The 24191-nt window shown below is 51.9% G+C and carries 20 protein-coding genes and 1 pseudogene; 15 read left to right on the top strand and 6 right to left on the bottom strand.

Going from position 1 to position 24191, the window contains the following annotated elements; translation table 11 throughout:
• Positions 1–74 precede the first annotated feature (74 nt).
• Entirely contained in the window at positions 75–1517 is a 1443-nt protein-coding gene (locus Pan161_RS22485; protein ID WP_232103416.1) for a sulfatase-like hydrolase/transferase, read from the top strand.
• A gap of 10 nt (positions 1518–1527) precedes the next feature.
• Here the strand turns inward: Pan161_RS22485 and Pan161_RS22480 are convergent, their stop codons facing one another.
• Complete coding sequence (locus Pan161_RS22480; RefSeq protein ID WP_145231002.1) at positions 1528–3582, bottom strand: WD40 repeat domain-containing protein; 2055 nt, start codon at positions 3580–3582, stop codon at positions 1528–1530.
• Positions 3583–4393: 811 nt separating this feature from the next.
• Between Pan161_RS22480 and Pan161_RS22475 the strand changes: the two genes are divergently transcribed.
• From Pan161_RS22475 to Pan161_RS22420, 12 genes and pseudogenes are all read left to right on the top strand, one after another.
• Positions 4394–4927 carry a DUF2975 domain-containing protein gene (locus Pan161_RS22475; protein ID WP_145231001.1) on the top strand — a complete coding sequence of 178 codons (534 nt, stop codon included), beginning with the start codon at positions 4394–4396 and terminating at the stop codon, positions 4925–4927.
• A gap of 77 nt (positions 4928–5004) precedes the next feature.
• Positions 5005–5241, top strand: coding sequence for a helix-turn-helix domain-containing protein (locus Pan161_RS22470; protein ID WP_145231000.1), 237 nt, complete (start codon positions 5005–5007; stop codon positions 5239–5241).
• Between the two features lie 15 nt (positions 5242–5256).
• Positions 5257–5667: a VOC family protein gene (locus Pan161_RS22465; protein WP_145230999.1), complete on the top strand. Its 411-nt coding sequence runs from the start codon at positions 5257–5259 to the stop codon at positions 5665–5667.
• Between the two features lie 370 nt (positions 5668–6037).
• Complete coding sequence (locus Pan161_RS22460) at positions 6038–6475, top strand: hypothetical protein (protein ID WP_145230998.1); 438 nt, start codon at positions 6038–6040, stop codon at positions 6473–6475.
• A gap of 178 nt (positions 6476–6653) precedes the next feature.
• The gene (locus tag Pan161_RS22455; RefSeq protein WP_145230997.1) at positions 6654–6989 is read left to right on the top strand and encodes a hypothetical protein; all 336 of its coding nucleotides are present in this window, start codon (positions 6654–6656) and stop codon (positions 6987–6989) included.
• A gap of 114 nt (positions 6990–7103) precedes the next feature.
• Complete coding sequence (locus tag Pan161_RS22450) at positions 7104–7577, top strand: hypothetical protein (protein WP_145230996.1); 474 nt, start codon at positions 7104–7106, stop codon at positions 7575–7577.
• A gap of 168 nt (positions 7578–7745) precedes the next feature.
• Positions 7746–8345, top strand: a pseudogene (locus tag Pan161_RS31455) (RES family NAD+ phosphorylase).
• Between the two features lie 92 nt (positions 8346–8437).
• Positions 8438–8842: a hypothetical protein gene (locus tag Pan161_RS22440; RefSeq protein ID WP_145230994.1), complete on the top strand. Its 405-nt coding sequence runs from the start codon at positions 8438–8440 to the stop codon at positions 8840–8842.
• A 142-nt stretch (positions 8843–8984) separates the two neighbouring features.
• On the top strand, positions 8985–10346 hold the full coding sequence (locus tag Pan161_RS22435; protein WP_197995472.1) for a sulfatase-like hydrolase/transferase: 1362 nt from the start codon (positions 8985–8987) through the stop codon (positions 10344–10346).
• Complete coding sequence (locus Pan161_RS22430) at positions 10312–11745, top strand: arylsulfatase (protein ID WP_232103415.1); 1434 nt, start codon at positions 10312–10314, stop codon at positions 11743–11745. The genes Pan161_RS22435 and Pan161_RS22430 overlap by 35 nt, the downstream gene beginning before the upstream one ends.
• A gap of 67 nt (positions 11746–11812) precedes the next feature.
• Entirely contained in the window at positions 11813–12232 is a 420-nt protein-coding gene (locus tag Pan161_RS22425) for a hypothetical protein (RefSeq protein WP_145230992.1), read from the top strand.
• Positions 12233–12677: 445 nt separating this feature from the next.
• Positions 12678–13202, top strand: a complete 525-nt coding sequence (locus Pan161_RS22420; protein ID WP_145230991.1) for a hypothetical protein — start codon at positions 12678–12680, stop codon at positions 13200–13202.
• 71 nt (positions 13203–13273) lie between these two features.
• Here the strand turns inward: Pan161_RS22420 and Pan161_RS22415 are convergent, their stop codons facing one another.
• Positions 13274–13705 carry a hypothetical protein gene (locus Pan161_RS22415; protein WP_145230990.1) on the bottom strand — a complete coding sequence of 144 codons (432 nt, stop codon included), beginning with the start codon at positions 13703–13705 and terminating at the stop codon, positions 13274–13276.
• A gap of 167 nt (positions 13706–13872) precedes the next feature.
• On the bottom strand, positions 13873–16551 hold the full coding sequence (locus tag Pan161_RS22410) for a cation-translocating P-type ATPase (RefSeq protein ID WP_232103414.1): 2679 nt from the start codon (positions 16549–16551) through the stop codon (positions 13873–13875).
• A gap of 298 nt (positions 16552–16849) precedes the next feature.
• On the opposite strand from Pan161_RS22410, the gene Pan161_RS22405 reads away from it, so the two are divergent.
• The gene (locus tag Pan161_RS22405; RefSeq protein ID WP_145230988.1) at positions 16850–17689 is read left to right on the top strand and encodes an alpha/beta hydrolase; all 840 of its coding nucleotides are present in this window, start codon (positions 16850–16852) and stop codon (positions 17687–17689) included.
• A gap of 68 nt (positions 17690–17757) precedes the next feature.
• On the opposite strand, the gene Pan161_RS22400 is transcribed toward Pan161_RS22405, so the two are convergent.
• From Pan161_RS22400 to Pan161_RS22390, 3 genes are all read right to left on the bottom strand, one after another.
• Positions 17758–18537 carry a class I SAM-dependent methyltransferase gene (locus Pan161_RS22400; protein WP_197995471.1) on the bottom strand — a complete coding sequence of 260 codons (780 nt, stop codon included), beginning with the start codon at positions 18535–18537 and terminating at the stop codon, positions 17758–17760.
• Positions 18538–18618: 81 nt separating this feature from the next.
• The gene (locus tag Pan161_RS22395; protein ID WP_145230986.1) at positions 18619–20112 is read right to left on the bottom strand and encodes a cryptochrome/DNA photolyase family protein; all 1494 of its coding nucleotides are present in this window, start codon (positions 20110–20112) and stop codon (positions 18619–18621) included.
• Positions 20113–20121: 9 nt separating this feature from the next.
• Positions 20122–21387 carry a PQQ-binding-like beta-propeller repeat protein gene (locus Pan161_RS22390; RefSeq protein ID WP_145230985.1) on the bottom strand — a complete coding sequence of 422 codons (1266 nt, stop codon included), beginning with the start codon at positions 21385–21387 and terminating at the stop codon, positions 20122–20124.
• Between the two features lie 464 nt (positions 21388–21851).
• Between Pan161_RS22390 and Pan161_RS22385 the strand changes: the two genes are divergently transcribed.
• A complete protein-coding gene (locus Pan161_RS22385) occupies positions 21852–24128 on the top strand; it encodes a bifunctional SulP family inorganic anion transporter/carbonic anhydrase (protein ID WP_197995470.1) in 2277 nt (758 codons plus the stop codon).
• The last annotated feature ends 63 nt before the right edge of the window (positions 24129–24191 follow it).

Below are 24191 nucleotides of genomic sequence, written 5' to 3'. Positions count from 1 at the left end.
CGTGTTTGTAATATACTCATACTTAAGTAGACCTGACTTCCGCATCATCGATTATGAAATTCAAGGACCTGGTGATGAAACACAAAGACAAGCTGCTCAGTGGTATGTTCGTCCTGGCTCTTCTCGGCATCATCTGCCAGGTAGATCTTGTTGACGCGGCTGATCGGCAGCCGGGCAATCGTCCCAATCTGATTGTGATCATGGTCGATGATATGGGATACGCCGGCGTCAGCTGCTTTGGGAATCCCTATTTCAAAACGCCCGAGATAGATCGCCTCGCTGCAGAAGGTATGAAGTTCACCGACTTCCATTCTTCGGGCACCGTCTGTTCTCCTACGCGTGCTGGTCTGCTCACAGGCCGTTACCAGCAGCGTGCGGGGATTGAAGCGGTCATCCATCCTGTCAGCGATCATCCCGAACATCGCAAAGGTCTGCGCAGGAGTGAAAATACGTTCGCCGAACTCTTAAAGCAGGCCGGGTACCGGACTGGCTTGATCGGAAAATGGCACCAGGGCTACCCCCATAATTCCGCGGAGTTCCATCCCGACAACCATGGCTTCGATACCTTCGTCGGTTATCACAGTGGCAATATCGATTTCATCAGCCATGTGGGTGATCACGTCAAACATGACTGGTGGCATGGAAGAAAAGAAACACAGGAGACAGGCTACTCAACCCATCTGATCAATCAGTATGCGCTGCAGTTTATCAAAGAAAATCAAGATCAGCCGTTCTGTCTGTATCTGGCGCACGAGGCCATTCATAATCCCGTGCAGGTGCCCGGCGATCCAGTCCGTCGCAGTGAAGCCGAAGGCTGGAAACGCTGGAAACCGACCAATGAAGCCGAACGCATCGAGAAATTTCGGGGCATGACACTGCCCGTAGATGCAGGTGTTGGCCAGATCCGCGAGTTTTTAATCGAGTCCGGGCTGGATAAAAATACGTTCATACTGTTCTTCTCGGACAATGGTCCTTCGCGTGACTTTCCCAGTGGCAGTCCGAAATGGCGGGGAGCCAAAGGCTCAGTCTATGAAGGCGGACATCGGGTGCCCGCCATCGCCTGGTGGCCGGGAAAAATTCAGGCAGGAACCGAGATTGATATGCCTGCGATCAGCCTGGATGTGATGCCGACCTTACTGGGAATTGCACACGTCGACGTGCCCAAGGATCGTCCCCTGGATGGCGTTGATCTCTCGCCGGTTCTGTTTCAACAAAAGCGTATTGCCGAACGCCCGCTGTTCTGGGCATCATTGTCGAATAACGGAAGTCGTTCCGAAGCCATGCGACAGGGACTATGGAAACTGGTCGTGCTGCATCCCCGCGCGGCGCCGGGTACATTTGAAAATGAAAAAGTGGAACTGTATCGACTCGATCAGGATCCGGGAGAGAAAAATAATCTAAGCAAGCAGCAACCGCAGCAGACCTCCCGCATGCTGAAAGAGCTCAAGGACTGGTATCAGGACACTCAGAAAACAGCAACATCCCAACCGGGAGGCTGGTTGAAACAGGGGAGTTAAACGTTTCTGATTATTCCGGCAGTGTAATTTCAAAAGGCAGCATCTTCAGCTTGTCGTCTTTAGGAATAAAATAGGGAATGAACTCCGCCCGTAGTCGACTTTGGAGATTCTCAAACATCTCAGTACGTGCACCCTCTGCAGTGGCTTCTCTTAAATACAGAACTTGAGGATTGATGGCGACTTTTTTCGACCAGAGTGTTTTCTGTGTTTTCTGATCGATCCACGATAGTTCGAAAATGGCTGCAGTGGTTTCCAGTGTTTTTCCCGTAGCGACTCGCCCCAGCGGATTCTCTGCAGAGGGTTTGACACTCTTGGCAAGTTGTAATGTATTCCCCGCCTGTTCCTGGTATTCAATTTTGAACACAGTGGGTTGATCATTGGCGACTAGAAAACCCTCTGTTTTCAGCCGCTGTGTGATGACGTCGCTGAGGATCGATTTAACTTCATCTGGTTTTCCAAATTTGATGTTACCTACATTTACTTCCAGGCTGACCTGCTGACCAGCACCGAGATAAGCCTCACTTCGCTTGTCATAGGCAGCCAGCGTCTGTTGAATCTCTTCCAGGGGAAGTGGAACAGTAACCAGAAATGGTTTTCTGTTGTATAGAGTTTTACCATCTGCGTCTCTCATCGCACTGGCTGTCTGTGTAACCAGGGAATCCGGGGTGAGCAAAATTCTCGCACGGCTGATGACATTGGGAACCGGTTTGAGAGCCCAGGTGACCTGTTTTCGCTGGCGGTCAACAAAGATGGCTCCATACAGTAACCAGCCTTTGCCCTCTGGACTCCAGGTAAGCTTACTGTTTAAATAGCCAGGTTCACTGAAGGCATCGTACAGATCACCTGGAAAATATAACTCGTTGACGACTGACCCGTCTTTCAGGTTCAGAGTCCAGAGTGACGTTCCATTCAAATCCTTCATCAGTAATGCCAACTCTTTTCCATCATCTGAAATTGCTTTTTCAGTCACACTGAGGGACCTGGAAACAATATTACCAGGGTCGGCTGCCTTGAGGAGCTCTAATAATTCAATCTTTTTGACCAGTTCCAGTGACGATAGATCATAGACAGATACCGTTTGAAAACTGACTGAGATAAGATATTTGCCACCGGGGGTGATTTGATAGTTGTAAGTATTGAAATCATTGGAGTTTGATTTGAGCAGCACCTCTTTAATCAGTTTTCCCGACTTAAAATCCCATGATTTTAAAATAGATGTAAAGGAATTATTTTCTTTTTTTAATGTTTTTGCCAATACAGTGGATGGCCCGCTGAATTTATAACCATTAATGTGAGCGCCGGCGGTACCTGCTTCCCACTCTGAAACCAGCTTACCGGTAGACACATTAAAAACTGCCAGTTTAGAAATTTTCGTTTCCGGATCTTTGGCCGTAGTTAACAGATACTTTCCGTCAAAACTGATCTTCGTATTCAAGTCATAGTAATACTTTTTATCGGGTATCTCGAGGTTTACGACATTTACCTCTTTTCCGGTAGCCAGATTCCAGACTGATATGATCTGGCTATTTTGTCCTGTGCCTTTCAATCCAATGAAGGGCGTGTGAACGTTAGGGACAATGAATTTCTCATCTAGATCTTTCAGATCAATCGAAAGCTGAGGATCAGCAGTCCAGTTGGTGGATTTGCGGGGTGGGTCTACCAGCGAAACCCAACCACCAGATGCTGCAGTTCCGGTCTCTGCGCTCCCGCCCTCGACATTTCCAGCACCTCCGTTTCCCGCCACATTGTTCTGCCCGGGATCTTTACCTCGGAACAGCAGGAGCCCCAGACCGATGACTACAAGTAGCCCGACTCCCGCGCCGATCGCGTAGATGGTGGCGTTCGAACCCCCTTTTGACTTCTTCTGCTTCGAGGACCCGGTGTTTTTTTTGCGTCGGGGGCGAACAGGCTCGACATATTCTTCCTCGAAATCTTCTGAGTCTCCCGCTCCAGCGGCTGGGACCCGCATCCTGCTGCCACACGATTTGCATTTCAGTGTCTGTCCCGCTCTGTCGTCACGTACTTTATATTCCTGGAAACAGGTTTCACAGTCGAATTGGATCATGCTGTTAATTTCTAATGGATTTTATCAGGAGCGATGTGAGATTATATTTTGTGAGCATATAAAATTATGGGAGATTATTTCTTGAACTCAAGTCTAAAATCGAAATTGAAATCTCCGCTTTCCATAAAATATTGTGAGTCTCTCTGACTTCCGTCCCCAATCAGCGACTCAGTCACTGATCAGATTCGACTTGACACCCGCCTGCCGCTGCCGAGGATATGCGCCAAAGTGAGTCGCGCGCGTGACCAGTTTACAGTGCACTGAAACACGGGCCACTGGTTCTTGATCTTCACCATAAATAAGCCCCTTTTTTCCAGATAATCAGTTTGCAAAAAAGCATCTGTTCCCGATGTATGCCTGCGGGTCGCCGCACATCGGAGTCTTTCACCATGGCACCACCACTGCTCACACCAGTATCGTGCCCATATCAAGACAGATCGCCACAATTTATTGTTCATTCCCTTGACCTCCTCATGCCTTTCCACAAAATAATCCAACATGCAACAGAACCACTGACAACAGTCAATAGATCGAATCATAGATTGAACCCCACAACTATAATAAAACTCAATGTACTCTCCCTCCGTGGTCCTCTCTCCCATGCGGATGCCATCTGTCGGCTTGCCCGAGAGTGCTCAATCACAGCAGGTACGACGTGTGTTCCATTCTACCGCATTGCAGCATGTTCGACTCAGATGAAAAAACGGAACCAATTCTATAAAAAACGCACGAAACTGGGATTGCAGTGTTTATCGTAAAACGATAAAAATTCGCCGTCTTACATTAAAACCATTTGGAAAGGATTCCTGAGATGGCTCGAAAAGATCGTACCAGTGTCATTTGCCGCATTCTGTATTATCTGTGTGCGCTGTCACTGTGGCTGCTGCCTGCATTTTTACTCTGGGTCTGGTTTTGTGCCGACCTGATCGCTGCGCAGAACGGCATGATCCCTGTGAAAGCCATTCCCTTTCCGCTGCCGGTTTCCTCAAGATTGGGCATGGTACTGGTCACGGCTCTGCTGATCACGCCTACCTACTGGGGGCTGTTTGCCTTACATCGTTTTCTCAAAGCCTGTTGTGCCGAAGATTACCTGGGATCGCAAAACAGTCGCCTGCTCAAACGCTTTGCCCTGGGACTGATGGGCACCGCTTTTCTCTCTCCTGTCGGTGGCGCTGTTCTGAGCGTCTTATTGACCATGCATAATCCACCGGGGCAGAAAATGCTGGCGATCAACATCAGTTCGAATCAGATCGTCCTGGCCGCAGTCGGAGCTCTGATCTTTCTGCTGGCGAATCTGCTAAAGCGAGCCAGTCTGATCGCGGAAGAACATGCCCAGATTGTTTAACCGCTGGTCTGATCTGTGACATTCAGTTATAGTGGAATGAGAGAACGGTACTGCTTCGGAAAGCTAATCAAGATATCATGCAAATTTATATTACCCTGGATGTAATGCTGGCGAAGCGTAAAGTGACTTCCCGCGATCTGGCGAAGCACGTGGGAATCACCGAACAGAACCTGTCCCTGTTAAAATCGGGAAAGGTCAAAGGCATTCGCTTTGCGACGCTGGAAAAGATTTGTGAGTACCTGGATTGTCAGCCAGGAGATCTCCTGCAGTACGCAGCAGCAGAAGAACAACAAACAACAGGCCAGGCAGCCTGAGCAGGAGAGAGACTCGTGAAAGTGCACGGCGTGCTGGAAACAGCCATTTATGTTGATGATCTGCAGATCGCCATCGACTTTTACCAGCGGCTGTTTGAATTTGAAATCATGGCAGAAGACCAGCGGTTTTGTGCCATGAACGCCGGCGACCGTAGTGTATTTCTGATCTTCAAACGGGGCGCCACCCACACCGCCGCCCATCTGGAAGGGGGCGTGATTCCACCGCACGACGGCGATGGCCCCGTACATTTTGCCTTCGCGATCGAACGCGACGACTTCGAAAAGTGGGAAGCCCGCCTGATAGCCAACGGAGTCGAAATCGAAAGTCGCGTCAGCTGGCCGCGCGGCGGAGAAAGCCTCTACTTCCGCGACCCCGACAATCACGTCCTCGAACTCGCCACCCCCGGCATCTGGCCTATTTATTGAGATCAGCTGATTGGATATCAAAGATCTTTCAATGAAATTCGATTTCAATTCTGATGAAACTTTCCGTGGGTGGTCCCGAATGTAATTCGGGATTGCCGCAGGCAACAGGAAATGGCAGGGTTCGCACTCCTGTGGTTCAGAGGGTTCCTCATCCTCTGTGAGAAACAGTAATAGTTGCATCTGTCTGGATTGAATGTGTGAGCTACTATCTCCGTTTCTATAATTAGATGGTTCTACTGAATTTAAAAACTTGGGCAGCTTACCCCTCTATTGAGTTTCGATCGATTCTTCTCGACGGCCTCCAGATTTGCTGCTATACTGATTCTGAAAAACGGTATCTGTTCGTGGATGCACATTTCACAGGAGAGAGATGATGATCGCCCGACTCTTTGCAATTTTCATGGTTCTCAGTTATGTCACTCCATCTCTTGTGGCAGACGAGGTCATCAGGCAAGGAGTGAAAGCAAAGTTACACAGAAATTCGATCCAGATTTCGGAGTTGAAAGTGATTGATCAACCCGTTGTAACAAAGAAATTCAATGGGGAAAAATCTCCGCGATCCGGGAAAGAGAGCCACAAGGTACCCGTGCAGACCTTTACCTTTCCATCGTCCCGGCAGAAATCTCAAGTCCGCAGCTCCATAGGCTATGCTCCCGATTTTCAATATCGTTGTCCTCGGGCCTGGTCGGCATTGCGTCGAGAGATTAATAGATCAGCAGAATACGACCGACGCCAGTCGCGAAAGCAAAACCAACTCCCACTGCATGGAGGCGCATTGATTTCCAGAGCGTCTCAAAAACAACCATAGCATCTCTCAATCTATTATACCCGGTCCAAAAGACCCTCGAGACGTTACAGTAAAATGAGACACAGTCTGAGCTGGTTAAATAGGGTACAAATCGTCTCGACACATTTCAGGTTTTCTGTTACATCACGGCTCTGAACAACGTTCTTCTTTCCGGCCCGATGATTTCAGGAGGCTTACGATGCTCAAACCGTGTTTCACAGTCGTTTTCTGTTGTGCATGCGCATCTCTGTTCGCAGATGACGGACAGCAAAGCGTTTACGAAATGGATTCCTTCGAGACTCCCGTTCTCACATCGGTCATAGAGCCCCTGGTTCCGTCTGAAAATGTGTCTTATCTCGTCGACGAAACAGCTCTGAAACTGGATCAAACTGAGATCCGGGAACCTGCTCAAATCTTTCTGACTCAGTCGCTTCCGTTTACGCCCGTGGTCCGCCCCTCAGCAAAGTCAGATCCGAATCTCCTGTGGCCGCGACCCCGGCTGGAGTTGCAATGGCTGATGACGGGAAAACGCTGACAGTTCAGTCATGTGATCAGATTACAGGTTCTGTAATTCTGAAGTGACGGCTTAAATTCGAATCGTCGCTGATCATACACAATAAATCAGATTCTATTTGAAAGGAGTTCATTCATGCAGCGACTGTTCTGTGCACTCGTTTTGTGGGGCTTTAGTTGCACCCTTCTCAATGCGACTGAGGGATACGAAAGTATCTACAAACTGGATGCGTTCGATATGTCCGTCCCGGCTGCCGTCGTTAAACCGCTGATCCACATTCCCGAACAACAGACCGCTGAAACAACCCGCGAACGGACAGAAGTGGACGCCAGCTTGCTCTTTCAGGCACAGTCTGCCCCGCTTCTGCCCTTCTATGAGTCATACGATGCCAGCCAGTTCTACGACCGGATGCGCCGCCAGTTGAATACCGTACACGAATATTTCAATCCTGAAACTCCGCAGGAAAACAAAAAGCTCGCCGCTGCGGACGGAGCCTTCACCATTTCAAAAAAACTCGAAGCAGCCTGGGAACGTCTAAAAGCCGATTACCAGGAATCCGAAGAGAAGTATCGCCTGCTGAATCTATACCACGGGGCGCGACACCGATAAACCGCCGCTCTCTCTCACAGCTTCATGATTGAGATGGAATACCTGTCTCCGTATGCTGGAGTTCAATCAGAAACGCATGTCGGCTGTCAACCAGCGCGATTCCATGACGGACAGTCGTTAGATTAAACCGCACTGTGAAACCGGTTTTTTACAGGGAGGCAGACAACTTTGTCTGAAGATGCACCCGGGGTACAGGATTTATTCGATCGTATTGAAAAAATACATCCCCATGCGATTGCGATAAAAGAAGTCGCTTTTCGCTCGGCCGGGGTTAAGTATGCGAATAAAAATGATCTCATTTCTGGTAATGGTGCAAGTTACTTTGGTGGAAGATGGAATCCCCCAGGCTTGAGAACAATCTATGGATCTCTGAGCATATAAACAGCGGTCAGGGAGAGCTACCAGGCGTTTCGCAGATATGGATTCGATAAACATTTCATTCGCCCTCGTGTCATCGCTGGTTTCGAATTTAAAGCGAAGTCTCTCTTAGACCTGACTGAGTATTCCGTGCGTCGAAAACTTGGATTTTCGCTTACCGAGTTACTGGAAGAAGATTGGCAGGCGATTCAAGACCAGGGAGAGGAATCATGGACGCAGGCAATTGGTCGTGGTGCGTATCTTTCGGGTTTTCAGGGATTGCTCGTACCATCTGCACAAGATCGCGAGGGACAAAATGTTGTTATTTATCCTGATGCCGTCGTTTCTCCGAATTATATCAGGTTAATTGCAGAAGATGATTTACCACCTCACCCCTCTGGCTGGCCATGATCTTGCAAAAATGCATGCAAAAGTGCTTGTCAGGTTCTCGGGTAACGATATAATAGCTTTAGAGCTGTTTGAGCAAGGGAAGAGGTAATTTGATGACTACCAGATCAAAAAAAGCACCAAAAAAACAATACTATAATATTCCTGGGTTGTTTGGCATTCGCGTGATCGTATTTCAAAATGAATCCAAACTCGAACTCCGTCATATGTTAGGTCTACCAAGAGACAAGTTTTCCCGTCTTGTCAATGTTTCTGTGCGTGCAATCGCCAAGGTCGAGTCTAATAAAGAGAAAGTAGAAAAACTTCAGCGTAACTACATTGAAGTGAAGCGACTGTGCCAGGCATTGAGTGAAGTGGTGACCCCAGATTGTCTCGGTGACTGGTTTTATACTCCCAATGAAGCGTTTCAATCACGAAAGCCGGTCGAGGTCATAGAACATGGTGAGATCGACAGGCTCTGGGATATGGTTTACCGCCTGAATTCCGGCATACTTAGCTGACTGAATCTGTACCACAGGGCGCGGCATCGAAAGACCGCCGCTCTCTATCGTATTTTAAGTTGTGATCGACTGCTTCTACCGGCTATAGTGAAAAGAGTTGAACATCTACCAGCGCTCTCTTTTCATGGAATCACAGGCCCTCATGCGTCCCCTTATGTTTTCTCTGCTGATCACCGTTAGTTGCCTGCTGGCGTGGTCGCCCTCCGCGGCTGCTGAACAACAACCGCCGAACATTGTCCTCATCATGGCGGACGACCTCGGGTACGGCGACCTGGGCTGTTATGGAAACAAACATGTTAAAACGCCCCACATTGATCGGCTGTCTGCCGCCAGCCTGAAGTTTAACGACTTTCATTCCGCCGGCGCGATGTGCACGCCTACCCGGGCCGCGATGCTCACGGGGCAGTACCAGCAGCGTTTCGGGCCACAGTTCGAGTCGGCTCTGTCAGGGAAATCAAATCACGATATCGGACTGCCGCATCAGGCGGTGACGATGGCGGAACTGCTCAAACAACAGGGCTACGCGACCGCCTGTTTCGGGAAGTGGCATCTGGGCTACCAGCCTCCCTGGCTGCCCACCAGCCAGGGCTTTGATCTGTTTCGCGGCCTGACCTCGGGAGACGGCGACCACCACACTCACGTCGATCGTTCCGGTAACCAGGACTGGTGGCTGAATAATACAGTCAAGATGGAAAAAGGATACACCGCCGATCTGTTGAGCAAATACAGCGCGGCATTTATGGAAGCCAACCGCGCACGTCCTTTCTTTCTCTATGTGCCGCACCTGGCGATTCACTTCCCCTGGCAGGGACCCCACGATCCGCCGCACCGCAAAGCAGGGCAGGACTATCACGCTGACAAATGGGGTATCATTCCCGACCCAAATAATGTCAGTCCTCATACCAGAGCCATGATTGAGTCGCTCGATCAGAGCGTGGGGGAAATTCTGTCTACCCTGCGGCGTCTGGAACTGGAGCAGAACACGCTGGTGATTTTCACCTCAGACAATGGCGGTTATCTCAACTATGGAAAAAACTTTCAAAACATCTCCAGCAATGGTCCTTTGCGCGGACAGAAAGCAACCCTGTATGAAGGCGGTCATCGTGTGCCCTGCCTGATTGCCTGGCCGGGAATCATCACCGCCGGCGTGACCGACCAGACCGCCCATTCGGTGGATTTGCTGCCCACCCTGGCGCAGGCAGCAGGTGTCCCTGAAGCCGATATCCAGACCGACGGTCTTGACCTGTCACCGCTCTGGCAAACGGGACGTTCTTTAGCAGACCGCGACCTGTTCTGGCGGATGGGAAACAACCGCGCTGTGCGTCGCGGGCAGTGGAAGCTCTGTCTCAAAAACAACCGCAGTGAACTGTATCATTTGAAAACGGATCTAGGGGAACAGCAGAATCGGGCAGCGAAGCACCCGGAAATCGTGAATTCAATGAGTCAGGCTTTGAAGGAATGGGAAGAAGATGTCGACACCAGCGCGAAGAAAATCAGTAAGTGAAATCGGAAACGGACTGCATTTGATTTCAGGTTCACGAGTGTTCTGGTTGATTGCCTGCCTGATCTGTCTGCCAACTTCGGTGCAGGCCGCGAAAGGGGGGCGACCGAATATCATTTTCATTATGGCCGACGATCTGGGTTATGGAGACCTGGGCTGTTACGGTCAGAAGCTGATGAAAACCCCGCACATCGACCAGTTAGCCGCCCAGGGAACGCGGTTCACACAAGCCTATGCGGGCGGTTCCGTCTGTACGGCTTCGCGGGCCGTGCTGCTGACCGGACTCCACAACGGGCACGCTCCCGCACGGGACAACATCCCGCATTACCCGACCTATCTGCAGGAACGTGATCTGACCATCGCCGAGGTCCTGCAAAAATCTGATTACCGCTGTGGCGGCGTGGGTAAATGGTCGCTGGGCGATGCAGGCACGGTCGGACGGGCCACCAACCAGGGGTTCGACATGTGGTTCGGCTATCTGAATCAGGACCACGCGCATTATTACTTTACCGAGTATCTGGACGACAATGAGGGCCGCTTGGAACTGACGGGGAACACCCAATCCCGGCAGCAATACAGTCATGATCTACTGACCGACCGTGCGTTGACATTCATTCGCGATTCCGCGGCCCAGCCTTTCTTTCTGTACGCGGCTTATACGCTGCCTCACTTTTCCGCGAAAGCAGAAGACCCGCACGGTCTGGCGGTACCCGACACAGAACCTTATTCAGACCGGGACTGGGATGCGAAATCGAAAAAATATGCCGCGATGATTCACAGGCTGGACCGCGATGTGGGACGGATCATGTCTCTGGTGAATGAGCTTCAGCTAAGCGAGCGCACGCTGATCATGTTCACCAGCGATAACGGCGGCCACAGAGGCGTTCCCGCGCAACTCCGCACGAACGGCCCCCTGCGCGGTTTTAAACGCGATCTCACCGAAGGGGGCATCCGTGTCCCCTTCATCGCACGCTGGACCGGCACCATTCCCGCAGGCAAAGTGAGCGACGAAGTCATCGCCTTCCAGGACATGCTGCCCACCTTTGCCGAACTCGCAGGCGCCGAAGCTCCCGCGAATCTCGATGGCGTCTCCATACTGCCGGCCTTGCGAGGTAAGCCTCTCAAAGTCAAACACGACTATCTCTACTGGGACTACGGCCACTGCCGCGCCCGCTACGATCAGGCAGTGCGCTGGAACCACTGGAAAGGCATCCGCCATGGCCAGCAGGGAGAAATCGCCCTTTACAATTTAGACCAGGACCTGAGCGAATCCAGAGACGTCGCCGCCAACCATCCCCAGGTGGTCCAGCGAATCGCAGAGATCATGAACACAGCCGCAGTCCCCGACACCCGCTACCCCATCGGCACAAAATACAAAGGCAAAGCACTATGGCATCCGTGAGTGTGAGGTGTGTATGCTTTCGCTGGGAAACGAAGATCATAACTTGTACCAGGATTGGGTATTGAAGATGAGAAACTACATTATCGATTTGGTAGTATTGCTGATCGTTCTTGCTGGAATGGTCGGGGGAGCTTTCCTGCCTGGTCAACTTACATTCTTAATTTGTACTGTTGTTGTCTGGTCTCTATTAGGATTACGAATTGGTTTTCGGTTACAAAATAAATTCGTTTTCTACAACTGTTTAAATTATACGATGATGTTCGGTGTGTTAGGGGTTTTTATCACGCATGCGGTGTCCCCGATTATTTCTGGTGGCAATTGGCTGGATCGCTACCCCTTCTTTATCCTGGTCTTGGCAGGGTTTCTCGGGTTGGGACTTAGTATTATTTTGAAAAGAAAATACCCACCTGAAACATTCGAAAAAATTGCTCGCATGGCTTTCTTTGTTGCAATGGCAGCAATTGTGTACAAGCTGGCCTTCTTATAGTCGATTCCATTCGCCATATGTATAAAAAGTAAGTGGATTCGGAGGGCTGACCACTTTTGATTATCCAGCATCAGCCGAAAGGCGTTAGCCGCGGTTCATGCAAATCCGGGTATAAAAACCGGCTCTAACGCCCTGCGGCTAATCAGGACTGTTCTATAGTTAAAAGCGAACGATGGGGAAGAGAGGCTCGGGGGCTGTCCCTTTTAAGTTCTCAACGAAAACGCCATAAATTAAATCACTTAAAGGGATTCGGCTCACCTTTCGATTTTACAGAGCTGCTACTTTCGTTGCCAATGCATTTGTGTAGAAAAGTGCATCGCTGGTCCATCAGCCCGGTAATCTCGGTCATGATCTGACAGAAATTGAAATTGAGTGGAACAAAACTTTTTCTGCCGCGTCTTCTCAGTACACGACCGCTTACCGTACCCCAAAATGGAGAATTGATATGCTGCGACCACTGTTCTTCGCATTCGTTCTTGCGTGCTTCACCCAGACCGCGTCCGCTATTACGTTACACATCGACGTGACTCCAGAGCTTGCAGGCAGTAAAGGCGTCACTATGCAGGCGCTCGATAAGAACACGACCCGCTTCACTATTTGTGTCAGCACGAAGGCTGACCCCGCTGTGGTCGATCCTCGGTTTCCTTTCATTCGCACAGGCAGGCTCGAAGTAGACGGAGAGCAGGGGCCCCTACTCCGCTGTCGTATCCAGCCAACAGAAGCAGGCCATGATCTGTTCTACACATTCGACCTGGAAAACGAACATGCAAAAATTTCACGGTTTGTGTTGGTGGAGCAGATCGCGAATGGACAGGTTGGTGGAGGCAAAGTGTTTTCGTACCGACTCATCGACTTTATTGATCCTGACTACCGAGCGAAGGAATTCCTGCAGAATCTTGAACCTGTGAAGGTTCCCGAAATCGATTTCTCTAAGCTCCCCTTACCCCCTGACACGGACCCACCGAAGTAAAATAAACGATGAAAGCAAATTCAGGGGCCGCCCCCTTTGCCTCAATTCGGTAATAAAAAAATGAGCCCCCTTCAGAGTCTCTCACTTTCCAGTGGAGAGGCAGCACGTCTATGAAACCGAACTGCCAACACTATCAGCCAGGGACAAAGGGACAAAGCAAGCGTGGCGAAAATCTGTGTCTGCTTGCGAGTCATCGTCCTCTTGTGAGGCGGATTCGACATGGAAGTGGAAATGTCGTCCGAATCGTAGCCGTCTGCTGGTGAGACCCCGTTTGAGCCGTGCGAAGTGACGACCATCACATTCGCTGGCGTGTGTTCAATTTCGAATTTCTGACCCCACGGATCTAACGTATCGGGAGGTAATGCTCCGGTCTTGATTTGTTGAGCCAGATGGAAGGCATACTGATTGCGATATTCCAGGCGGCCTTGCTCGACATTAGGCATGCCGAGCAGCACGATCAGCAGGGAAAGAGATACCAGCAGAATGTACCCGACGATTTTCATCACGACACCGCCTGAACGGTTGGAATGTTACTTTGTCGAACAATTGATCACCAGACTTTTGAATCTGTTTAATATTTATCAGGATGATTGTCTCTCAGCAACGGGGTCCTTTCAACCCCGGCATTTACTTTATACCCGAACGTCAGTCCTGAAATATTTGAGTGTGATTAATCCTGCTGCCGCATTCGTTTGCAGGCTTTTTCGACTTCGACGGCGATGAATACGATTGATGAGAGGGCAAGGGTGATGGCAAGTTCGCCCGCTGTCAGGGGGACGGTTTTGAAAATGCGGTTCAGAACGGGAACATAGATGGTGGCCATCTGCAGTATGAAAGTCAGCAGCACGGCTGCCAGCAGTGGTTTATTCGTAAACGGTCCTTGAGAGAAGAACGATTCCCGTTCCGAGCGGATGGCCAGAACGTGTCCCATCTGGCTCAGACAGAGAACCGTGAAGACCATGGTCTGCCAGTGCGCCTGGCTGTGGTCAATGAACCAGGCCTGCGTCACCACCGAGACCGCTCCCATCAGCAGGCCGACCCAGATGATATGCGTGCCCAGGCCATGGGCGAAAATATTCTCTTTCGGATCGCGGGGCGGCCGCTGCATCAGGTTTTTTTCTCCGGGTTCAGCCGTGAGGGCCAGGCCGGGAACACCGTCGGTGACGAGATTGATCCATAAAATATGAATCGGCAGCAGCGGGATCGGCAGACCCAGCAGCGGCGCCAGGAAGATCGTCCAGATCTCACCCAGGTTACTGGTCATTGTGTATTTGATAAATTTGCGAATGTTATCGAAGATCCGACGGCCTTCCCTGACGGTCTTGACGATCGTGGCAAAATTGTCATCCAGCAGAATCATATGCGCTGCTTCCCGGGAGACGTCAGTGCCGGTAATGCCCATCGCCACTCCGATGTCGGCCCGTTTCAATGCCGGCGCATCATTCACGCCGTCCCCCGTCATTGCGACAAAGTGTCCCCGATCCTGCAGAGCCTGCACGATTTTCAATTTCTGTTGCGGAGAGACACGGGCATAGACCTGAACTTTTTCAACCTGGCATTCCAATGCTTCCAGGGACATCTGTTCGAGCTGCCGACCTGTAAGCACGACGCCTTTCTCCTGTTCATCGAGAATCCCCACCCGCCGGGCAATCATCTCCGCGGTCAGGGGATGATCGCCGGTAATCATCACCGGATGGATGCCGGCCGAGCGACAGAGAGCCACCGATTCCGCTACTTCCGGCCGGGGAGGATCCAGCATTCCGATCAGCCCGGCCAGGGTCAATGCGGATTCCACCTCTTCCGGTATGAGTGTTTCCGGGACAGCGTTCCAGATCCGCAGTCCGAAGCCCAGGGTTCTCAAACCTTCTCCGGCAATCTGTTCTGCAGTGCTCTGGACCTGTTCCTGGTTGATCTCGATCTGCTCCGCCGGGGAATACTCATGAGTCGAGCGGGCTACGATTTCTTCAGCGGCCCCTTTTGTAATGGAAACAACCTGGCCCTCACTCCAGGGATGAAAGGTGGTCATCAGCTTGCGTTCGGCATCGAAGGGGATCTCGGCCAGACGGGGAAATGTTTTTTCCAGTGACTCGCGCAGAAAGCCTTTCTCCCGCGCCAGTTCAAACAGAGCCGTTTCAGTCGGATCGCCGATGGCCTCATCGTCGCCGTCCAGTCGGGTGTCGTTACAGAGTGCCAGCGCACAGAGCAGCAATTCGGGATGGGATCGCTCTGCGAGACTCTGGTCAGTCTGGGATTCCTCAACTGTCACAGGGAGTTCGTCCGGAGCGACGAGTTCGCCGTTGAGATAAACCTGTTCGACGGTCATCCGGTTCTGTGTAAGGGTTCCGGTTTTATCGGTGCAGATATAAGAGACTGACCCCAGCGTTTCGACGGCAGGAAGTTTGCGGATGAGCGCCTGTTGCTTGACGAGCTTACGTGCCCCCAGCGCCAGTGAAATCGTAATCACCGCGGGTAGTGCTTCCGGGATCGCAGCGACCGCCAGGGAGATCGACGTCAGCAACATCAGCAGCGGCGGTTCCCCCCTGGACAGACCCGCGATAAAGACAATCGCGCAGATCGCCAGTATCACATACGCGAGTTTCTTGCCGAACGTGGCCAGGCGTTTCTGCAGGGGTGTGCGTCCTTCTTCCTGATCCTGGAGCAACGTGGCGATCTGTCCCAGTTGTGTCTGCATGCCCGTTTCGGTCACAATTCCCTGGCCGCGACCTTTGGTGATCAAGGTGCCTTTAAAGGCAAGGTTTTTCCGGTCGCCGAGGGGGAGGTCTGCTTCGGGAAGGGCCTGTGTGACCTTTTCGACGGTCAACGATTCACCCGTTAAGGCAGCTTCATTGATCTGTAACTGAACCGCTTCTGTCAGTCGCAAGTCTGCGGGCACAATGTTGCCTGCCTCCAGCAGGACCCGGTCACCGGGGACGAGTTGCCCTACCGGAACGGTCTCGATTTTGTCGTCTCGCACGACGTTTGCAGAAGGAGCCGCCATTTTTTTCAAAGCCGCCATGGCTTTCTCTGCCCGGTATTCCTGGATGAAGCCCAGAATGGCATTGAGCAGTACGATGACTGTAATCGCGATGGTGTCGGCCACTTCTCCGATCACCCCGGAAATGATCGCGGCGGCGATCAGAACCAGAATCATAAAATCCTTGAACTGATCCAGAAACATCATCCAGATGGATTTACGCTGTTTTTCGATCAGTTCATTCAGTCCAACTTCCGCACGGCGGGTTTCCACTTCAGAAAGCGTCAGCCCCTGATCAGGTGATTGCAGCCGTTCCGCGACTTGATTGAGGTCGAGCTGATACCAGGTGAGAGAGTTGTTATCCGGAGGAGTCATCAGGTACCTGTTCATTACAGTAGATACGAATCACTTGAGCGTGTTAATGAGTTCCGGATCTGGAACTCTCCAGCAGCGGAACGCACGTTTGATTTTAGTGGATCAAATCTGTTTCAGCTATGGGGGAAGTCATAACTTCCGTTGAGGTCGCTGGTGTATCAGACACCCTTGAATGATTCGGTTGTATGTTTCCTGCTGATTCCTCAGGAATGCCATCAGACGCTTTCAGCAAGATCAACATTGACTTGCTGGCTGCCGATCGTTTACTCTCCGTCGCTTCTTTCTCCCGGAGATGTTCATGCGCCTATCTTATCAACTCGTGTGGGGGCTGCTTTTCCTGCTGGTGGGTTGTGCCTCCCTGGGGCCGCTGTCGCCGCTGGTTCCCGTGGAACGTGCGCTGGTTTATCAGCCTCGGCCATTTCCCGAATCGGATTCGCTTCCAGAGAATCTTCCTTTCGAAGATGCCTGGTTCGAAACAGAGGACGGGACGCGGCTGCATGGCTGGTTTCTGGGACACCCGAAACCACGTGCGGTGGCGCTGTTCTGTCATGGCAACGCGGGGAACATCGTCAGTCGAGGCGAAACATTAAAGATCCTGCAGGAGCGTCATGGCCTCGCGATCATGACTTTTGATTACCGGGGATACGGCAAGAGTGAAGGCAAACCGAGCGAACGCGGTATCTTGCAGGATGCGCGTGCGGCCCGCGCCTGGCTGGCTTCGCGTGCTGGTGTTGAGGAAACGGAAATCGTACTCATGGGCCGTTCGCTGGGAGGAGCGGTCGCCGTGGATCTGGCGGCACAAGACGGCGCGCGGGGGCTGGTTCTTGCCAGCACATTCTCATCGCTTCCCGATGCCGCGGCTCACCATATGCCGTGGATTTTTCCGAGCCTGAATATGACTCAGCGATTGAACTCAGCCGGAAAGATCGGGAACTATTCGGGACCCTTGCTGCAAAGTCATGGCGACAAAGATCTATTGATCCCAATCGAACTGGGACGGAAACTCTTCGACGCAGCCGGGGGGCCGAAACAGTTTATCGTCATCCCGGGAGCAGGGCATAACGATCCTCAACCGGAAGAGTACCGCCGCGTCTTCGACGAGTTCATCGCGTCACTGCCGGTATCCAGTAGCCACTGATTACTTTTTTTTTCCGCCCGCATAAAAAAATCTCAACACTTCCAGATTCTCAACCTGAAGGTCGTTTTTTACTCGTGCCGCGCAAGCAGCGCATAAAACGTCATCTGTTCCTCATAGACGCCGCTGGGGTTAAAGTCGAGCAGGGTGGCTCGCAGGTCGGCTTCGAAGTCCGCTTGCTTCTCGCCCAGAACGGCGGGGGAGGCGAAGGACGTCGAATACAGGTTGCCCAGCAGGTCGTCCAAAGTCCAGGTCTGCGGATGCTCGTATTTTATTTCTTCCAGTTGGTAACCGGCGTCGATTAAGACCAGTTCATGCGGAGCCGCGAGATTGTTGAATTCACCGGAACCCGCGCGTCGTTTTTCGCCCAGCCAGCGTTTTAAGACAGTGCGGACCAGGGGATGCCAGTCGGCGTTGCCGCTCCAGATGCTGGTGTAACCCAAAATGACCAGGGGCTGCTGCGGCTGGAGCCAACTGCGGATGCGCGGCGCCATGATGGGACGGTCCATCCAGTGGAAGGCGGCACCGATCGTGATCAACTCGAAAGAATTCGGTTCCGCGGTCAACTGCTCGGCACTCTGATGAAGCCATTGAATGTTGGTGACCCGCTGATTCTGAGCTTTCTGTTGTGCGGCTGCCAGCATTTCCGTATCAGGATCGACGGCGATCACGTCCTGAAAGCGGGGCGCCAGGCGGATCGCGAGTTCCCCCGTGCCACAGCCCAGGTCCAGCAGTCGGCCTCTGTTGGCCAATCGCGCCTGTTCGCAGACCTGTGACAGAAGTGCCTGTGGATAGGGAACGCGGTAACGCGCGTAGTAGGGTACCGTTCCCTCGAATAGATGTCTGTTCAAAACCGAAGTTCCCGTTAAGCCGACCGTCACCTGGATACATTATTACTGGAGAGTCAGTTTAAACGTTCCAGCGATGTGACTTCAATCGAACAGAGAGCCTTGCCGCTTTTCTTTGCTGAAACGTTCCAGGTAACCGTCCACGCTGAATTTACGGGCCGTGTTTTCGCAGGTCATGTAGCGGATTTTTCCGAAGATCGGTCGCTCGGGGCCCCAGGCACGATCATAACGGCCTAAGCACCAGAAGATGCCCGAATAGGAATTCGGGTTCCGACCATCGACCGCGTATTTGTTGTTGAGGTGCATCATGATCTCCAGCGCCGCCTGCGGAGATTCAGACCAGTGCAGAATTTTCTTGCCCCAGAGCATCCGCATGTAATTATGCAGTCGACCTTCCGTAACCAGTTGTGTCTGGGCGGCATTCCAGAGTTCATCGTGGGTACGGGCCTGTTCGAATTCTTCCAGCGTGTAGCAGGGATCGCGTTTATCAGCGGCGTGTTCTTCGAGTGTCGTTCGCGCCCAGTCGGGTAGTGATGCATACTGATCGTAATCGTCACGCTGCCAGCACATGTTATAACCCAGTTCGCGCCAGGTGATCAATTCGTCCAGAAATCCCTCGGCGGTTTCACTCATTTGCCACCAGCCGGCCCGTTTGCCAGTCGCTTTCTGATCCATTACTTTTGCAAAGTTCCAGTCTTCCCGGTCGGCGACGCGCTTGAACACTTCATGGGCTGAGATATGACCGAAGTGCAGGTAAGGCGAGAGTCCACTGGTGACCTCTTCTTCCGGTAGATTGCGTTCCTCTGCATACCGTTCAAACCGCACGTCAAGAAACTGTTTGAGCGTTTTACTCGCAGCCTGCATCCCCCCATCAAAGTCAGCCGGGCCGACCTGATGATCAAGGGGCAGGTCCGCCAGGACTTCGGGAGTCGCCTGTAAGAGTTGCTCCGATGCCATCGGCCAGCGTTCCAGAATCTCATCTGGTACTGATGAGAATGCGGAAAGTTCGATGTGCGACTGCGGGTTAATTTTAGGGCTCTGATCCAGATGGTCTGGCAGCGTTTTGTGCAGAAAGCGGCGAAACGCGTAGGCGGTCGGATAAATCTGCGAAGCGGCTCGCAACGGCAGGAGACCGTTGGAATCGATGGCTTCCAGCCGGACTGTTAAACGCGACGCGACTGACTTCAACATCTGGGGAATGAAGAAACAGGGGAAGTCATCGGTGACGACCGCGCAGGCCTTTGTTGCCAAAGCCGACAGCAGTCCCGAGCCATGACCGGCTTTGGGTTCTACATAACAGTAGTAACCCACGGGGCTGTCCAGCAAACTGTCCCGGTTGTCGGCCATTCCCTGCAGGATGAATCGATGCAGACGGTCGCTGGCCCACTCGTAGCCGCAGCGAAGCGCTTCGAACACAAGCAGAGGCTTATTGAGTTCTTTACTGAGGTCCACCGCTCGCTGCAGACTGTAATTATAGCGGGTTCGTCGATTGGCGATCATCCAGTACAGAACAAAATCGCCGTCCTGTTGCAGTGAGCACTGGTTGAGTTCGCGAATGCGGATTTCTGGAACTGTCATGGGAATCGGTTATTTTTCGGTATCAGAAGTGTTCCAGCGATAAACGGCCAGATGGTCCAGGGCGCGGATGAAGAGTTCATTGCCGCTGATCGCAATGTGTGCCCAGGAATCGTCGGCCACTTTACGTCGGTCGAGCAGTTCAAACTTTTCCGGGTTCGCGTTGATCAACAGCAGGTCGCCGTTCTGATCGAGTGCCAGTATCTTATTACCATCGGTCACCATGCTCCAGTATTTTCCGTAGGGGGTCGTGGTCCAGCGGGTTTCGCCTGTCTGGAGATCGATGCAGGTAAAACGCTGATTCCGCAGATGCAGGTAAATGGAACCGTTAATGATCAGCGGAGACGACATATATCCCTGGGCTTTGTTGGTCCAGATTTCCTGTGGGGCTGCCGATTCGCCTGACTTGTCAGGAGTATAAAGAAAAGACTTGCCGCCGTAGCTGCTGGTGAATACAGCATTCTCGTGCACAGTGGGAGTCAGAATATTCATACCTCGGAAGGCGGGGATGTCCTGTTTCCAGTAAACCGATCCATCTTCCGGATTGATGCCCGTCAGCGTGGTGCGGGTCTGGACGATTAACTGCGGAACCCCATTCAGGGTGGCGTAATAAGGTGAAGAGAAGGCGCTACCAAACATACCGCCCCCATCTTCAAGTGCCCGCCATTCAATTTCGCCGGTCAACTTATTGACCTTACACAATCCGCCGCCTGCCTGGACATACAGCGCATCGCCGACGATGAGCGGTGAAGAAGCAAACCCGAAAGCAGGGGGAGGTGTTTTCAGTTTTTCCACGAAGTCAAGACGCCAGAGCACTTCGCCATTCTCTGCATTCAGGCAGACGAGTACATCACGAATACCGGCAACGTAAAGTCGTTCGCCATCGTAAGCGGGGGTCGCTCGAATCCAGTCTCCGTTGGCTTTGGCAAAGAAGGGGACACTCATCGAGCCGGGCCATTCCTGTTTCCAGATGAGTTTGCCAGTCGCGCGATCGAAGGCGCGCACGACTTCGGTTTTCTTATCGACGGTTTCCGTCACGAACACACGATCCGCAGTGACGATGGGGCCCGAGTAACCGGGACCGAGCGGGATTTTCCAGACCTGGGTCAGAGATTGTTCAGACAGGCTATCCGGAAATTCTGTGGCTTTGATAACACCATCACGGTTTGGTCCTCGCCATTGTGACCAGTCCGATGGCCCGGGGGCTGCTGAGAGAATCACAGCAGGTATTAATCCGAGAATCAAGCTCGCCAGCTTGAAGGGGAGATGGGATGGCATGGAAACCCTCTTTCGTTTGTCCACGCAGCAAGCTGTGTGGCACTGGTGGGTATTATCAGTACAAATAGATCTACAGGTCTGGAAATGTCAGCTGTTCTCGTAGTTTGAAGGTGTCCAGTAGGAATGGCAAAAACTGTTTGCTGATTTCCCCTGATGGGTTATAGTCACAGGTGCATTTTTTAAAGTAGAAAAATCTAGATCAGTAATCAATATCATAAAAATATTTGTAAAAGCTGATTGTAAAACGAGATGTGATTTTATAATACTGTGCCGCGGGTCTGGATGCTTAAGAACGAATCCATAAGAGCTGTCTGATAAATCAGATGATTCAGGTACTCCAAGTCCTCAGACCCTGATATAAGTGCAGACACAGTTCCGATGTGTGACTCCTTTAGAGATCAGATTCGGTTTCCAGTTTCTGTGAATTACCCGCCAAACTTAAAATTAAGAATGAGTGAATAGACATGAACGACGCACGTCTTTCGGGCTATCCCCTTACCTACCTGCCACGCGACCTGACATCAGGTCTGGTGGTGTTTCTTGTAGCACTTCCTCTCTGCCTGGGAATTGCCCTGGCTTCCGGTGCTCCGCTATTCTCTGGATTAGTATCGGGGATTATCGGCGGAATTGTGGTGGGATCGATCAGTGGATCGAGTACCAGTGTGAGCGGCCCGGCCGCCGGTTTGACAGCAATTGTCATCGCGCAAATTGCCACTTTAGGTTCTTTTGAGGCCTTCCTGCTGGCGGTCATGCTGGGTGGGGTAATCCAGATTGTCCTGGGCATAGTCCGTGCCGGTTCACTGTCTGCATTTTTTCCTTCCAGTGTGATCAAAGGTCTGCTGGCGGCCATCGGGGTGATTCTGATTCTGAAACAGATTCCCCATGTTGTGGGACACGATTCCGACCCGGAAGGGGAAATGTCATTCACGCAGCCAGACAAACAGAACACATTTTCTGAGATTCTGACGGTCTTTGAAGGCGATATCCATTATGGTGCCGCTGTCGTGGGGATCTCTTCGATTGCACTACTGGTGTTCTGGAACCGGATCAAGCTGTTGAAAAATTCGGTGATTCCCGGCCCGCTGATGGTGGTGCTGCTGGGTGTGAGCCTGCATATGTTGTTTCAACGCCTGGGCGGCCCCTGGTCGATTCAAACCAGCCACCTGGTGCAGATTCCTGTTGCGGAAACAGCCGGCGATCTGCTGACCTTCCTGAAGTTCCCTGATTTTTCTCAGTGGGCCAATCCTGCCATCTATGTCGCAGCCGTGACAATCGCGATTGTCGCTTCACTGGAAACTCTGTTGAACCTGGAAGCCGTCGACAAGCTTGATCCCGAAAACCGCAATTCTCCCCCCAGTCGTGAATTGATTGCGCAGGGAGTGGGTAACATCACTGCCGGCCTGATTGGTGGTCTGCCTGTGACATCGGTGATTGTGCGTGGTTCTGTGAATGTGAACGCGGGAGCGAAGACCAAGCTCTCGTGTATATTTCACGGCATCCTGCTGTTGATCGCAGTCGCGTTAATCCCGGTGTATATGAATATGATTCCCCTGGCGGCGCTGGCAGCGATACTGCTGGTGACCGGTTTCAAACTGGCCAGCCCCTCCCTGTTTCGACAGATGTGGAGTGAGGGACGCTATCAGTTTCTGCCGTTCCTGATTACGTTGCTCTCGATCGTGTTTACCGACCTGTTAGTCGGGATCCTGATTGGTCTTGGTGTGAGTCTGCTGTTTATCCTGAACAGTAGCCTGCGGCAGCCCATCCGCCGAATTGTGGAGACACACGCCGGAGGAGACGTACTGCATATCGAACTGGCAAACCAGGTCAGCTTTCTAAACCGGGCCGCGCTGGATCAAGTATTTAACGACGCAACTCCCGGTACAAACATGCTGATTGATGCTACCAGTACAGACTACATCGACCCTGATATTCTGAGTCTGATTCAGGAGTTCAAGGATAAAATCGGCCCTGCACGGGGGATGAAAGTCAGTTTGCGCGGCTTCCGGAAAAAGTACCAGTTGAACGATGAAATTCAGTTCGCCGACTATTCCACGCGAGAACTGAAAGACCGGATCACACCAGACCAGGTCCTGCAGATTTTACGTGAAGGGAACGAGCGGTTCTACACGCACAACCGACTCTCACGCGACCTGGGACGTCAGGTCAATGCCACTGCCGGCGAACAGAATCCCCTGGCGGTAGTCCTGAGTTGTATCGATTCCCGTGTGCCGGCGGAACTGGTACTGGACCTGGGAATAGGAGACATTTTCAGCGTGCGTGTTGCCGGGAATGTAATCGGAAACAAGTCGCTGGGCAGCATTGAATATGGTGTCGTGGTGGTCGGGGTGAAACTGGTGCTGGTGCTGGGGCATACCCGTTGCGGTGCCGTCACATCTACAGTAGAAATGATGTGCGAGGATAATGATGCATCGCAAGTGACAGGCTGCTCGCACCTGGATTCGATTGTCAATGAAATCGCCCCCTGTGTCGATGATGAATCCTGTTCGGAAGTGCCTCGGATGAGCGAGGAAGAAAAAGAACGGTTTGTCGACGAAACTGCACGACGTAACGTCTATCGCAGCGTTCACGAAATAAAGTCCCGCAGTGAAGTGATTCGTGATCTGGTGGATGCCGGCAAGGTCATGGTTGTCGGCGCGCTCTACGACGTAAAAAGCGGCAAGATGGAATTCCTGACTGATTCTTCTTCTGAACCAGGATACAAGGAAACACCGCAGGCTTGATCAAATCTGGTGAGATACCCAGGTTAGACTGTGTCCAGTTTTACTATAGCGTCTCCAGTACCA

It is taken from the genome of Gimesia algae, assembly GCF_007746795.1.
Taxonomy (GTDB): Bacteria; Planctomycetota; Planctomycetia; order Planctomycetales; family Planctomycetaceae; genus Gimesia; species Gimesia algae.
The sequence above is the reverse complement of the archived record's forward strand: the minus strand, read 5'-3'. Positions and strand labels throughout refer to the sequence as shown.